Below are 14237 nucleotides of genomic sequence, written 5' to 3' on the forward strand. Positions count from 1 at the left end.
CTACCGGAAGAGCAATACTAAGAAACGCCAAGGCCATAGTTACCGAGATTAATGCCTTTTTCATTATGAAGCCCCCTTAATAAAATGGTTTGGTATTGCTCTTGCTGTGATGGTGTTGCCAAATCTCGATAAGTCTCAAACAGAGCGACCAATGTCCTGAAATCGGCATCCGCTTCTACATTGGCAGAGAATTGCAGAGAATCAAGGACATAATTTAAGGCAACGGAGTACTGCTTCTTCTTGAAATGGTAAATGGCCAATTGATTGACCAGTTTTAAATAATATACGCGGTTTGCTCTATCTTCATAACCTTCAAATATCTTAATATCATCAGCAAAATCGTTCAGCAGGTCGTCTATATTCCAATTATTCAAGTTAGCCGCTTCGGCAATACCAACCAATCCTGGAAGTAGCTCCTCGTCATTGTCGTGAAGAAATTGAACGTACTCAGGCAAAAGTTCCCTTCTCCCCGAAAGTAATTCAATCGTAAATAAATTGGCCTTGGCGAGGAAACGGAATCTCTCTACTTCTTCGTGACCGCTCTGATCCAGCCCCATAAACCAACCCATTTCGCTATACTTCATAATATAGTTTCTGGCTTCCTCATACTTGCCCATATTCTGATAGTAAATAGATTTCGCCAAATAACTGTAAGCATAATAAAACACTAGCGGGTGTTTGGTGTCCAATGTCTCATACTTACCGTCTGCAGCATTTCTCAGTTGGGTGTGATACAGGTTTTCAGCCAACGTATGCAGATAGTCTGCTACTTTGTTCGCTTCATCCCAATCATTATGTGTGTAGCTGATTCTAAACAACTCACAAGCTTTATCGAGTTCGTGGCTGTCCGACAACAAATAAATGGCTTCCCTTTGGTTCAGGACCTCTTCCACTAAAACCCGCCTCCCTATCCTGAAAATTGCGATTACCCCTTAGCACAACGGCTACTCTTCAGGGTAGTTATGCTCTTAGCCTCCATTTTCACATACCAGTATATTACAAATATAGTCAAAACCTAACTTGAAGTCAATTCAATCCTCGCTACCTTCTTTTTTTTGCAACCTTACATTGCTGTGTACGGTTATGGATTTTGCAAAATTCGATTCCAGTCGCTCCGAAGCGCAAGATATAGACGAACTAAACCATTTCGATCTATATCTTGTTCATTGGAAGTCGCTTATGGGATTTTTGCAAAATACTCGGTTACGAATAGTTGACTCCCCTTATAGAAATAATGCTAAAGAAGACAAAATGTAGGCTCTCTCATGGATGGTTTTTATGATGCTATAGTATCGTTGGGGTAACTACGTTACGAATTAGTGCGTACTTTTCAACCGGATAGCTGGGCCTTACAATCAAACCTGTGCATGAAATTAAAGTATAGAGTAATACTCAACAGAGCATGTACCTGTTCATCAAAATACAAATTCACTTAAGGAGTGAAGTTAATACCATGGAACTTCAATTGGCTTTAGACTTAGTAGATATCCCGCAAGGGATTGCATTGGTAAAAGAAGTAGAGTCGTATATTGATATCGTAGAAATCGGTACGCCGATTGTCATCAATGAAGGACTTCATGCAGTAAAAGCAATGAAAGAAGCATTCCCGAATCTGAAAGTGCTGGCTGACCTGAAGGTTATGGATGCAGGGGGCTATGAAGTGCTAAAAGCTTCTGAGGCTGGTGCAGATATCGTTACGATTTTGGCTGTAGCTGAAGATGCAACAATCAAAGGCGCAGTAGAAGAAGCGAAAAAACAAGGCGGCAAAAAAATCCTGGTGGATATGATCGGTGTTAAAAACCTGGAGCAACGTGCGAAAGAAATCGACGCTCTGGGCGTTGACTACATCTGTGTGCATACAGGCTACGATCTGCAAGCTGAAGGACAAAGCCCGTTCGAAGCACTGCAAACCGTCAAAAAAGTCGTTAAAAACTCCAAAACTGCTGTGGCTGGCGGTATTAAGCTGAGCACATTGGCTGAAGTCGTGAAGGCTCAACCGGATCTGGTTATCGTCGGCGGTGGTATCACTGGCGAGGACGACAAAAAGGCTGTGGCTTCCCAAATGCAACAGCTCATCAAACAAGGTTAACCCCAATGGAAACCTCTCAATATTTATCTGAGGTACTCAAGGAGCTACAACTGGTTCCACAATTGATCAGTGATACGGAATCGGAACAGCTGATCCACTCCATCGCCGCTGCGAATAAGGTATTCGTGGCAGGTGCGGGCCGCTCAGGGTTCATGATTCGCTCGCTGGCAATGCGGCTGATGCATATGGGGATTCAAGCCTACGTGGTCGGGGAAACCGTAACTCCCGGTTTGGGCGAGGGCGATCTGCTCATTATCGGTTCAGGCTCTGGTGAAACCAAAAGCCTGATCTCCATGGCAGAAAAAGCAAAGAAACTCGGGGCCTCTCTGGCGCTTCTAACCACTTCTCCCGGTTCCACCATTGGCAAACTGGCCGATATCATCGTCAAGCTGCCTGGTGCGGCCAAGGACCCGTCCAACAAGGACTACCAGACGATTCAGCCCATGGGCTCATTGTTTGAGCAAACCCTGCTGTTGTACGGTGACGCATTGGTACTCAGAACGATGGAGCTGCGCAAGCTGACCTCCGAATCTATGTTTGGCCAACACGCCAATTTGGAATAAAACTGCAATTCCTTTACGATAACAAAGCAGGCTGTCCTTTACATGTCACATGTAAAGGACAGCCTGCTTTTATGCTTGTATAAGGCGACGTTCGATACAGCATAGAATAAGGCAAAACAAGCCCGGCATCTATTCAAACCATTTATTCGTTATTCCCTGCTGGCAACGGCGGGACTTTGGACGGATCAGCAAGCGCCCAATAGGCATATTTGGCCTTTAACCGTTCGTCGAATAGTAGCGGCTTATCCAGCCGTGCTATTGGAAACGTGCTGAGCCACGTATTTCCATCATCCGTACCCCAAATCGTCACATTGCTGATATGATCCTGCTGCCTTGAAAACATATCGAACAGCGCCCGATAGCGGTGAGCCTGCCGGATCAGCATAGATTCTGGAATCGTTTCATAGCGATCTGTGTCATTGGAATAAAGCCCCATATCCAGCTCGGTAATCTGATTATCCAGACCAAGTGAAGCAAACTTTTCTATGGACTGCTCAATCTCGCTAATAGCGGGAAACTCCAGGCGGATATGCGATTGGTGGCCTACCCCGTCAATCGGTACACCTTTAGCGAGCAGATCACGTACCAAATTGTACAGAAAATCCCGTTTCTTCGGCTCATGTGTGTTGTAATCGTTAATGAATAGTCGTGCGTTCGGGCCCGCCGCTTCCCTCGTGACACGGAATGATTTTTCAATATAATCAGTACCAGTAATCTGATACCATTTGCTGCGGCGCATGCCATCCGGCTGATCAGGATCAATGACCTCATTCACCACATCCCAATCGGTGATGACATTTTTATACCGGGCTGCAACAGCGCGAATATGCGTCTCCAGCCGATCCAGCAAAAGCTTTTTATTCTCAGCAGTCGGCGTCATCGGCTGTCCATTCTTATCCTTGAACATCCAATCCCCTGTTTGGTTATGCCACACCAAGGTATGGAAGCGAATTTCCAGTCCATGCTGTCTAGCAAACTGCACAATTTGGTCTGCTTCCTCCCAATGGAACTGTCCCTCGGACGGTTGTAAGGAGATTGGCTTCATCGCATTCCCTGCAACGACGCTGTTAAAATGCTTCTGTACCAACTCTCCGTAAGCCCCTTCGGTCTGGAAAGCTTCAATCGCCGTGCCAATGCTAAACTGTCCCCCATATAATCCATGCAAAGAAGGAATGTCCTTTTCAATAGCCAGCGGAGGCACAAGTGACAGTTCGAAATCATCCATATAAAAGGAAGACGTTCCTTCTGCCGTTTCCAAATACATAGAAACACTGTCTGCATCATGCGCGAGCGTATACGTACCAGACAAATGCATCCATCCCCCTGTCGTAGTAGCCGTGTCGCCTACAACAGTTTCATACGCACTATCCCCTTGGTGATCACGCTGTACACTGAGCCTCACCTTGGCAGGCTGCTCACCCGGCGCCAGCTTCACCCAGGCACTGACCGTATACCGGCTGCCCTTTTGCATCGTAGCAGTCACATCCAGCTTGGGTCCGGCATATGTCTTTTGTCTGCCTGTTGTCAGCAGACTGTATGAGCCGCTTCGTGCATCGGCATCCGAAACCTGCACGGTCTCGGCTCCCATACGGGACACCCATCCTTGAGCCGTACCATCTTCAAACCCGGATACGATACCATGGGTCGGCTCCGTTGGCGTCTTCGATACCTGTGTTATTTCTACCTCATCCACATAGTAGGCCTGCGCGGGATTCGAGCTTTCCACATACAGCTTCAATGCATCCATCCCCCCGGTAAAAGTATATTTCCCCTGAAGTTTGATCCACGATGTATCCGCCGTCTCTGTCTGCGCTACCGTCTTCCATGTCGTAGTCCCGCCTGTCGGCTGCTGCTCCACTGTAAGTTTAACCATGCTCGGAACCGCAGAATGACCATCCAGCTTCACATAGCCACTAATTTCATACTCCACATCCGGCTGCAACAGCGACTTCACATCCAGCTCTGCCCCGTTCCAAGCCGCTGTACGAGCGGTCGCCTTCAGACTGTGCGTGCCGCCATATGCTGCTTCCGTGACAGATGCAATTTGGGTATAATTTCCCCGGGGCTTCCAGCCATCGCTGTTTCCTTGCTCAAATCCATACGTTCCAATGGTCTTATGGATACTACCCGCCGATAGCACCATATCCGAAACGGGCGGGGAATGTTCTATAGACGCAGCTGCCTTCGCCACAGACGCTCCCCACCAACCAACAGGCGATAACAACAGCGCTCCCGCCAGTACCAGACAAAAAGGCTTAACCCAACATGACCGCAAAGCAATCCCTCCCGTACTCCAATTTTTTGAATTCGTATTGGGCACTATTGGATTTCAGTTACTATCCTTTGACACCGCCCAAGGTCATACCCTTCACAAAGTATTTTTGCAAAAAAGGATAAACTAAAATAATAGGCACTGAAGCGACAATCGTCATCGTGGCCCGAATTGAGGTAGGCGTGACCGACTTCGCCAGATTTTCCGAACCAGCAAATTGGCTCGCATAGTCCTGAGCGTTAACAGACGTGTTAGAATTTTGCAGTATTTTCATCAGCTCATATTGAAGAGTGCTCCATTGCTCATATGACGAATTGTACAAAAACACATCGAACCAGGAATTCCATTGTGCGACCGCTGTAAACAGCGACACCGTCGCCAGTACGGGAACACACAGCGGCAAAACGATGCGCATAAAAGTGGCAAACTCCCCAGCCCCGTCAATACGCGCCGACTCCAAAATCCCTTCCGGCAATCCCTCAATAAAGGAGCGAATGACAATCACATTAAACACTCCAATCAATCCCGGCACGACATACACCCAGAAAGTCCCCAGCATCCCAAGCTCACGAATCAGGAGAAAGTTTGGAATCAATCCACCGCTAAAATACATTGTTAAAATAAAAGCAATTGAAACAAATTTGCGCAGTACATATTCCGGCCGGCTGATCGTATACGCCACCATCGCGCAGCAAAACACAGAGGTCACCGTACCCGCAACCGTACGTAATACAGAAATCAGCGTAGCATGGAAAATCGTCGCTTCCTTGAACACAAATTCATAATTACTCCACGTAAATTCACGCGGCCACAAATAGATCCCGCCCCGAATCGAATCATTCGCTTCATTTAACGAAACCGCCAGCGTATTTAAAAACGGATACAGCGTGAACACCATCAGGCAGAGCATAAACACGATATTGCACGCATCAAAAATTCGATCCGAGGGGGCCCGAAATCGCCCGTGTACGGCCTTTCCTTTGCCCATGACTTCCGCTCCTTTCTAAAAATAGTTTAGGCATTTGGATCGCGCACCCTCTGCTATCTCCTTCGAATAGCACAGTCCTAAAAAACAGCCTCTAATGGCCGATAGCGAAGCTGAGCCAGCCATCATGACGCACTTACCCAAGGAAGCGCGAGTCACGCGTCTTCCTTAAGCTCTCCCCTTGCCACTACCCTCAGTTCTCAAAAAAAGTGATTTTATGGCGGGCAGCAGCGGAGCGGGCGGAATTGTTCTGAAGAAGCGGAGCGTTCGCCTTTATCCCCGGATTTTAACCTATGATCTTTATTCCAATAAGAAAATACGGGGATAACAGCGATCGGAAGAACAATCCGCACGCGAAGCGGCCGTCCCCCACCATAACTCACTCCTTTTTCAGAATAATCTCTCCTCCCCTAACCGCTTCGCAATATGATTGGCGCTAAACAGTAAGATGAAGCTGACCACCGTTTTGAACATCCCAGCAGCAATGGAAAGCGAGAAATTACCCATCTGAATACCATATTTCAGCACGAAAATATCCAGATTCTCCGAGTAATCCACGTTCATACCGTTGCCCAGTAAGTATTGCGGCTCAAAGCCGGATTCCAGCAGATTGCCGATGTTCATAATGAGCAGGATGATAAATACAGGCTTCAATCCGGGTAATGTCACATGCCAAATCCGCTGAAAACGCCCTGCTCCATCCATCTCGGCCGCTTCATACTGCGAGGGATCAATCATCGTCATCGCGGCCAAATAAATGATGGTGTTCCAGCCGACATTTTTCCATACCTCCGATGCACCGAGAATGCCCCAAAAATAGCTTCCCTCGCCCAGCCACAGAATAGGCTCCTTAATCAACCCCAGCCACATCAGCACCTCATTGATGATGCCGCCATCTGCAGACAGCGCCGTACTAATGATGCTGGCCGCGACCACCCACGAAATAAAATGCGGTAGATAGCTGATCGTCTGTACCACCCGCTTAAATACGAGCTGGCGAAGCTCATTCAGCAAAATCGCTAATGTTATAGCGGTGACAAAACCCAGCACCAGATTAATAAAGCTCATCGCCAGCGTATTGCGCATGACCCGCAGAAAGTGTTCATCCTGAAATAGAAAATGGAAATGTTTTAATCCGACCCATTGCTGATCGAGCAACTTGCGGGCAGGCTTAAAATCCTGAAAGGCAATCGTCCAGCCCCAGATGGGCAAATACTTGAAGATGAACAGCCAGATTAAAAAAGGGACGGACATCCATACCAGTGCCCGTTGCTGATTCAGCTTGTGCATAAATCCCCTAAAGCCGGTTCGCCGCGAGGACGGCAAATGATCCGGGGAGATCGTGACAGGTGGTGGTGACGAGTGGCCCATAGCTGCTTCCTCCTTTATTTTTTACCGGGATTTTCGATTTTTTTGGCAACCTCCTTCGTGATCAGCTCCTCATACGCCTTTACATCCAGCTTGTTGAATTCAGTAGTGTATTCATTCCAAATCGCATCAAACTGCTCCGGTGCAGACAACACCAAACGCGGGAAATATTTGCGCTGCAGGTCCCCCTTCTTTTGCTGGAAGAGCTGCGCAGTTGAGCCTTGAGCAATCGGGATACTCCAGGCCGGATACCATGGGCGCTCGTCAGGTGCGGAAAACATTTGCGAGAAGGACTCTACACCATAGACTTTTAGTAGCTTTTTATCTCCCTCGGTGTAGGACATACGCGCAACCTCAGGCTGCCGTCCGGGGCCAACCGAGTTGCCGTCAGGCAGGGTAGAACCGCTACCGTATCGCGGCCAACTGTATTCAAAATATTTGAACCCGAATGATTCGCGGAACGCGTCCTGACCGGTCTGCTTAATTTGCTCCTCGGTCCGGTAAAAGCGTCCTTTTTTATCTACATCATAGGTTTCTCCCTTGATTCCCCAGTTGGATAACACCTGGTTTTCATCGGTCAGCAGGTTGTCAAAAAATTTGATGATACGTACCGGGTCCTTGGCACTGACCGTAATTCCTATGCCCCGGTTATTAACGAATGACGACGGATCAATGTACTGATCCTTTATATTCTGGTCGTATACAACAGGCAGCCCTATATACTCCATATCATCATTGCCCGATTGCTTGGAAGCCTCCTGCAGATTATTCAGGGCCTGCCCCGCCTGCCAGCGGTAGTCAAAAAAGCCCAGCACCTTACCCGAGGTCAGCTTCGCCAAATATTGATCGTAATTGTCCACAAAGGACGATTTATCAAATAGGCCCTCTACATTGAGCTGATTTAGCTCTTTCAGATACCGCTTTGTGATTTCCATATCTCCATAATCCGTGGCCCGGTGTGTTTTCATATCAATAATCGTGCCGCCATCATTCGGATAGCCTGCCAGATGCATCGGCGCGTTCGTAAGAGCATAAAACCTATCCTGCGTGGTTAACGCCAGGTACCCAGTCAAGCCCTCATCTGCATGCTTTTTCGCATAGTTACGAATCAGGGCTAAATACTCGTCAAGTGTTTTGATTTTTGGATATCCCGCTTCTTTTAATACCCTGCGTTGCACCCAAAAGGCTCCTTGCTCTAAGTTAGGCGCAGGTAAATAATCGCCTACCACCGCACTGAGCGGCAGAAAGTAAATGTTCCCATCCTCCGCCTTCATCAAGTTGTAGTACGGTCCATATACACGCTTAATATTTGGTCCATATTTGTCGATCAAATCATTCAGGGGAATAAAAGCCCCGGCATCTAGCAGCTTATCGATCGTGCCATCCGGTACTATCACATCCGGGTAATCGTTACTGGCAATAAATGTACCGATCTTTGTATTGGAATCACCCACCAAATGCTCCAGCTTCCAGTTTACCCCCGTCTGATCTTCCAGGATTTTGCCGATCCGCGTTTCATTGGTATTAATGTCCCTGCCCGCAGTGGCATTAAAATACGTGAATGTGACCTTCTCCTTGCTATCTCCTGACGCTGGCTCCTTCCCCGAGCTCCCTGAGCAAGCAGTGATCATAGATGCCATCATAACCATTACCAGACCGATGATTCCGAACCTTTTGCTTGTCATGCCAGACCTTCCCCTTTCGCCCTCTTTTGTCGATTGTGTGTGAATATCGTGCGGACGTACCGCAAGCACTGGGAATACCGCACACCTAAATTGTAAGCACTTTCATTTTATAAAATGCCGTCCATTTCGTTCACCTGTCAATCTAAAGGTGTTACTTAGAAAACTATAGGTAAAGGTCCTTCAAAGCAAAATAGGTACCGCTCTCCACCTCACTCCCGATCCGCAGGAATCCTAATTCGAATCTCCGTACCCTCGCCGGGTGCACTGCGAATGGCAAGCTCAAAGCGGCTCCCGTAGTAAAGTTTAAGACGATATATGACATTTTGTAGACCTATACGCTCACCCATTTCTTCCTGCCTTTGCATGTAACCATATAAGCGTTGTACCTGTTCCTCAGACATGCCCACCCCATCATCCCGAACCGTTAGAATCAGTTGTTCTTCCTCATGCTCAAAATGAATCTCAATGCGTCCCCCATGCTTTAGCGGCTCAATGCCGTGGATGCTTGCATTTTCAACCAAAGTCAGCGCGATCATTTTGGGAAGCAGATTGTCCAAGTCTTCAGAGCGCGCCTGCACTTCGTACTGTATTCGCTCACCAAAGCGATATTGCTGGATTTCCAGAAAACAACGGATCAGCTCCAGCTCCTCCCGCAAAGTAACCCGATCCTTATTCCACACCAGCGAATTGCGGAAAATCCGTGCCATGTTATGAATAATGCGCGCTGTCTCATCCTCATGCTTCATCAAGCTCCGCATGCGAATCGTCTCCAGTGCATTGAACAGAAAATGTGGGTTGATCTGGCTGTGAAGTGCATTCAACTGGGCATGTCTGCGCTGAATTTCCAGATTTTTTCGCTGTATATCAGCCATATAGACATCGTTAATCAGTCGCTTTATTTTCAGCGTCATCCGATTAAACTCACCTGTTAATTGCCCGATTTCATCTCGCGACTCTATACCGCGAATCAGCTCAAAATGCTGGTTTTTCACCTTCTTCATGTGCTTTAAAATACGATGAATCCTCACGTTCAACGAACGTGTAATCCAAATAATGATTAATGTTGGCAGCAGCATATTTACACAGGTTAACAAGAGCACAAAATTGCGGGATTTCTGCATTTCATACAGCACTGCATCTCTCGATACCGCAGCCACAATGCTCCAGCCATTCAGATTGCTCGTAAGCACATAATTCGTCTTGAACTCCATGGTGTCCTCGGACAGCTTGAGAGTGTTATAGGCCACTTTTTTGTGGTTTATATCCACTTTGGAATCAGTTGTATATTGGATTTCCCCTCGTTCGTTCAGCAGAAAGAGACTTCCCTGCAAATTCAGGTTATTGAAAATCTCCCGAATGGACGACATTCGCAGTTCTATTTTCAGAATTTTTTCACGACCATTTTGGGAATAAAAGTAGTTCATCCGCCGAATCAGGCTAAAAGGGTACAGCTGTTCTCCTGTACTGTCATCGGTACGTACAAATATAGGCTTGGACTGGCGTCCAGGCGGGATTTTGGTATACCAGGGCAAGCTTCTGACTCTCTCATCTATAAAGCTGATTCCCCCGGAATTCAGCAGCGTTGAATTATTGGTGTAGATCGTAATTCCACCTACGGAATGGTATGCAGGACTGTACGTGTTGTTCAAGATATGACGTAAATAAGAGTCATAAGCGGCGATATAGTCAGCAGGGTGGGGATATGTTTCTTCCAATACCTCATTGAGCTGATGATCAGTATAAAAGATAGACGAGATTTCCATCGCATCTTCAAATTCACGGTAAAATTCAATTTTAATCTGTTCCAGTGCGCGCGAAATATCCTGCATACGCTGTTCTTTCACATTTTGCGAGGTGACATGGTAAAAAATCAGATTGGTCAGCACTACAGGCGTAAAAACACAGAGAAAATAAAGCAGCAGCATTTTATCTCGCAGTCGCACATGATCAAGAGTCATTCTCAGCATCTTCATTCGCCGGCCCTCTCTGACTCGTTGCCAACAATCAGGCTGTTGCGGTATTCGCTTGGTGTGGCGTGCGCCATCTTTTCAAACTGGGTAACAAAATAGTCTGAACTACCGAAGCCCACACGCTCAGCAATTTCATAAATCCGCAGATCCGTCTGCCGCAACAAGCGTTTCGCCTGCTGAACGCGCAATTTCAGCAGAAACTCGTTAAAGTACACACCGTATGTTTTTCTGAACAATTGACCGAGGTATACCGGGTTCATGTAAAAGCGAGCCGCAATGCTTTTTAGGCTTATATTCTCGGCGGCATGCTGCTCAATGTAAGCACGGATGTGCTGGATGCCTCCCTGCTGACAATCCTTGCGCAGAACCCCAATATACCTTCCACTTTCCTCGGCAAAAGCTGTAAACAATCGCTGTAGTTCACCTAGGGACAGGTTCATGTCCTGCCAGTTCATCATCGGTTCTAGTGACTGAAGTGAGCGCTCATCTCCCTGCATGTTTTGAATGACCCGAACGATACTAAGTACGCACTGATGCAGACTCATTTTCATAGCCTCAGGAGCATAACACTCCTCCCGAAAGCTGCTAAATAAATAATCCACGGCCACACGCAGCTCATCCAACCGCAGTTCCTCAACTTGTTCCGTCAAGCGATCCAGTACGTCCTGAGGGATGGTCTTATAGTGAAGTGGTGGCATTTCCTCCTGTAGATAAACAACAATACCGCCATGGTCATAAATGTATTTATGGAGCACTGCTTCCTTCGCACAGGCGTAGGACTGCTGGATATCCTGCAACCGATTCACAGGCTTTCCTGCATAAACAAAAACTCGACTTCCCAGCTGATCTTTTAGTGTCTTCATCCCCTCTATCTCTCGTTGTAGCGCTTTCATAAAAACCTCAACCTTGCCTTCAAAACACTCCAAAAAGAAGTCCGGTACGATAAGACCAATCCGGTTACGATGCTCATGAACATAGAGAGGGTACTTGCCATCCATTAAACGATGAAGCGCTTGCTCTATAAGCTCCCTGAATTGGAAAAGCGATAGCATGATATTATTGTCACCGGAGCGCCAGGGATGTTGGTCATTCAGCTCCACGAGTACATAGTACATATAAGTGGCTTCCCCAAGCCGTAGCTGCTGCTCCCACTGTGTCACCACTACATCATCCACTGGGTTCATCATCACAGTCTCTAACAGCCCACCTGCATGGTGATTCTGATATCGTTGTGCATTCTGTTGTTCACGATGCAGTCTTTCACTCAGCTTGCGCAATGTAGCCGAAAAGTCACCCTCATCAATCGGCTTAAGCATAAAATCATGAACCCCATAGCGGATTGCCTGCTGTGCATAAGCAAAATCACTATAGCCACTTAAGATAATAAACGCGGGATGTTCTGTACTCTGTTCGAGCACAGACCGAATCAGCTCTAATCCGTCCAGCACAGGCATACGAATATCGGTAATGACCAGGTCCGGGTGAATACGGCTGATTAGCTCCAGCGCATCCTCACCGTTATCAGCTTCTCCTACGATTTCAAAACCACAGGCTTGCCAATCCATGAGTTGAAGCAGCCCTTTACGAGTAAAGGTTTCATCATCCACCACAATGGCTCGATGCAGCTTCATAACACGCTTCCTCCTTTTGAAGTATACCTATTTTATTATTTTGGTTAACTATTCCAATGATCTCAGTCACTATGGTAATGTAAAACATCAGGAATTGGAAATTTTCGTTACGCCTATTATATGACGAACAGAGGGGTGCAAAGCATGCGCACGCCAGCGGCCAAGCCAAAGCAGCAAATATACAAAAAGGAGACGAATCCCTGAATAGGGGTTCGTCTCCTTTTTTGCTATTGCGTAAAAAGCTTTATTCTCTTATTCGTGAATTCAGCTATCGCTCAGCGATGATACTGACCGCTTGCAGATGGTCGGCGTACTTTACAAACTGCTTGCGCATACCCATAACCCTTGTCCGGGCAGCATGGTTACGCATAAGGTTAAAGGCAATTTTTCCAAATCTCAACCAGCCCTCGTCCTGAATGATACGTGGCAGATGCAATAAGTGCATGGGAACCGTATAGATTTTAACGACCTTAAAGCCTTCCTCTTTCAGCAGCTGTTCCCACTCTGACACCGTCAACGGTGTCGCATTAACTCTCATGGCTACAGCCAAATCCTTGTAAATTTGTTTTCTGAGCGCAGGCTCAATATCATCTGGAGCTAAGCACATCTCATGAATAGCATACTTCCCGCCCGTTTTCAAAAGCCTCCTGGCTTCCGAAATAATCTGCGCTTTCTTGGCCCTTGTGTGCATCGTCAGCATGGCTTCCCCATATACCACCGTCGCAGAGGCATCCGGCAACGGAACCTGTTCAGCATCGGCAATAATGACTTCCCGGTTTGCTCCGCTTGCATACGTTTTTACAATAGAAGCCGCCTTCTCATTCTGTTCAATCGCAATATAACGACGGGGATTAAGCCGCAGTGTGATTTGGGCAGTTATACCCAATCCGGGGGCAAACTCAATAACCTCATCCTGCCCGGTTACGTCAAGTCCCTCTATCATCCAACGTGTTGTTTTTAACCCTCCGGGCCTAAGCACGCGCTTACCGAGACTCGCTAATATCCAGTGCCCTGGCACCTGCTTGTAATCTACTGTCTGCATTGGCTATTAACACCTCTTCTTAAAATTTGATAATGATATTCATTATCAATACTAGTGAAAAAAAATAACCATTTTCTTTTTTTGATATGAGCATTTTGCATCATTCAATATCTATATATTGCCGATTGGAGACCCGCTCTTACGATTTATGCCAATGCTCCATTTATACAATGATGGTGCTGTGCCCTCTTTTATATGTTCTGCGCATAGCTTTCACTTGGCGTCTGGGTCAACACTACATGCAGACTGGAATTCGTCTCTGAACCGCCACGATAGGAAAAGTGCTCATCGCCCGTAACATGAATGATATCCCCTTGGACAACTTCCGTTGCTTCGCCGTTCACAGTTACAGTACCGCTGCCTTCAAGAACCAGCAAATATACATTCGCTCCTGGGTGATTATGTGTTGGCAACTCGGCATTAGGAGTAAAGTTGAGAATAAAAATTACATTGGAGGCTTCCTTATGCACAATTCGTTTTGTAAACGCAGCTTCCTTATATTCCTGAAATTGAATTAGATTTGACTTTTTCATATTGGTTCACGCTCCTGTTTGAAATTAGATTTGCTTAAGATGAATTAATACCTTTATTGTATTGAATTATTTTGCTCGCCTTGTGATTGCAATCACAAA

The 14237-nt window shown here is 46.7% G+C and carries 11 protein-coding genes; 2 read left to right on the top strand and 9 right to left on the bottom strand.

All coding sequences use genetic code 11. From position 1 onward, the window contains the following. Nucleotides 1–17: 17 nt before the first annotated feature. A complete protein-coding gene (locus T3H97_RS24970; RefSeq protein WP_328801199.1) occupies nt 18–893 on the bottom strand; it encodes a DNA-binding protein in 876 nt (291 codons plus the stop codon). A gap of 560 nt (nt 894–1453) precedes the next feature. On the opposite strand from T3H97_RS24970, the gene hxlA reads away from it, so the two are divergent. Continuing rightward, on the top strand, nt 1454–2089 hold the full coding sequence (hxlA, locus tag T3H97_RS24975; RefSeq protein WP_013312540.1) for a 3-hexulose-6-phosphate synthase: 636 nt from the start codon (nt 1454–1456) through the stop codon (nt 2087–2089). A 5-nt stretch (nt 2090–2094) separates the two neighbouring features. Further along, on the top strand, nt 2095–2652 hold the full coding sequence (gene hxlB, locus T3H97_RS24980) for a 6-phospho-3-hexuloisomerase (RefSeq protein WP_328801200.1): 558 nt from the start codon (nt 2095–2097) through the stop codon (nt 2650–2652). A gap of 142 nt (nt 2653–2794) precedes the next feature. On the opposite strand, the gene T3H97_RS24985 is transcribed toward hxlB, so the two are convergent. From T3H97_RS24985 to T3H97_RS25020, 8 genes are all read right to left on the bottom strand, one after another. Continuing rightward, the gene (locus T3H97_RS24985) at nt 2795–4927 is read right to left on the bottom strand and encodes an endo-1,4-beta-xylanase (RefSeq protein WP_328801201.1); all 2133 of its coding nucleotides are present in this window, start codon (nt 4925–4927) and stop codon (nt 2795–2797) included. A gap of 61 nt (nt 4928–4988) precedes the next feature. Then, nucleotides 4989–5912 (bottom strand): carbohydrate ABC transporter permease, encoded by a 924-nt coding sequence (locus T3H97_RS24990; protein WP_328801202.1) that lies wholly within the window; start codon nt 5910–5912, stop codon nt 4989–4991. A gap of 387 nt (nt 5913–6299) precedes the next feature. Continuing rightward, nucleotides 6300–7280, bottom strand: coding sequence for an ABC transporter permease (locus T3H97_RS24995; protein WP_103047236.1), 981 nt, complete (start codon nt 7278–7280; stop codon nt 6300–6302). A 14-nt stretch (nt 7281–7294) separates the two neighbouring features. Beyond that, nucleotides 7295–8962, bottom strand: coding sequence for an ABC transporter substrate-binding protein (locus T3H97_RS25000; protein WP_190298230.1), 1668 nt, complete (start codon nt 8960–8962; stop codon nt 7295–7297). Between the two features lie 209 nt (nt 8963–9171). Continuing rightward, the gene (locus T3H97_RS25005; protein WP_328801203.1) at nt 9172–10935 is read right to left on the bottom strand and encodes a cache domain-containing sensor histidine kinase; all 1764 of its coding nucleotides are present in this window, start codon (nt 10933–10935) and stop codon (nt 9172–9174) included. Then, complete coding sequence (locus tag T3H97_RS25010) at nt 10932–12563, bottom strand: response regulator (RefSeq protein WP_190298232.1); 1632 nt, start codon at nt 12561–12563, stop codon at nt 10932–10934. The genes T3H97_RS25005 and T3H97_RS25010 overlap by 4 nt, the downstream gene beginning before the upstream one ends. A gap of 268 nt (nt 12564–12831) precedes the next feature. After that, nucleotides 12832–13605, bottom strand: a complete 774-nt coding sequence (locus T3H97_RS25015; protein WP_272639440.1) for a class I SAM-dependent methyltransferase — start codon at nt 13603–13605, stop codon at nt 12832–12834. A 191-nt stretch (nt 13606–13796) separates the two neighbouring features. Next, entirely contained in the window at nt 13797–14138 is a 342-nt protein-coding gene (locus T3H97_RS25020) for a cupin domain-containing protein (RefSeq protein ID WP_272639441.1), read from the bottom strand. Between the last annotated feature and the right edge of the window lie 99 nt (nt 14139–14237).

It is taken from the genome of Paenibacillus sp. LX16 (assembly GCF_036252815.1).
Taxonomy (GTDB): domain Bacteria; phylum Bacillota; class Bacilli; order Paenibacillales; family Paenibacillaceae; genus Paenibacillus; species Paenibacillus polymyxa_B.

Bases quoted from the DNA above. Each gene is read 5' to 3' on its own strand.
- hxlB (WP_328801200.1), top strand. From the start codon at position 2,095: ATGGAAACCTCTCAATATTTATCTGAGGTACTCAAGGAGCTACAACTG.
- T3H97_RS25015 (WP_272639440.1), bottom strand. From the start codon at position 13,605: ATGCAGACAGTAGATTACAAGCAGGTGCCAGGGCACTGGATATTAGCG.
- T3H97_RS25020 (WP_272639441.1), bottom strand. From the start codon at position 14,138: ATGAAAAAGTCAAATCTAATTCAATTTCAGGAATATAAGGAAGCTGCG.
- T3H97_RS25000 (WP_190298230.1), bottom strand. From the start codon at position 8,962: ATGACAAGCAAAAGGTTCGGAATCATCGGTCTGGTAATGGTTATGATG.
- T3H97_RS24995 (WP_103047236.1), bottom strand. From the start codon at position 7,280: ATGGGCCACTCGTCACCACCACCTGTCACGATCTCCCCGGATCATTTG.
- T3H97_RS25005 (WP_328801203.1), bottom strand. From the start codon at position 10,935: ATGAAGATGCTGAGAATGACTCTTGATCATGTGCGACTGCGAGATAAA.
- T3H97_RS24990 (WP_328801202.1), bottom strand. From the start codon at position 5,912: ATGGGCAAAGGAAAGGCCGTACACGGGCGATTTCGGGCCCCCTCGGAT.
- T3H97_RS25010 (WP_190298232.1), bottom strand. From the start codon at position 12,563: ATGAAGCTGCATCGAGCCATTGTGGTGGATGATGAAACCTTTACTCGT.
- hxlA (WP_013312540.1), top strand. From the start codon at position 1,454: ATGGAACTTCAATTGGCTTTAGACTTAGTAGATATCCCGCAAGGGATT.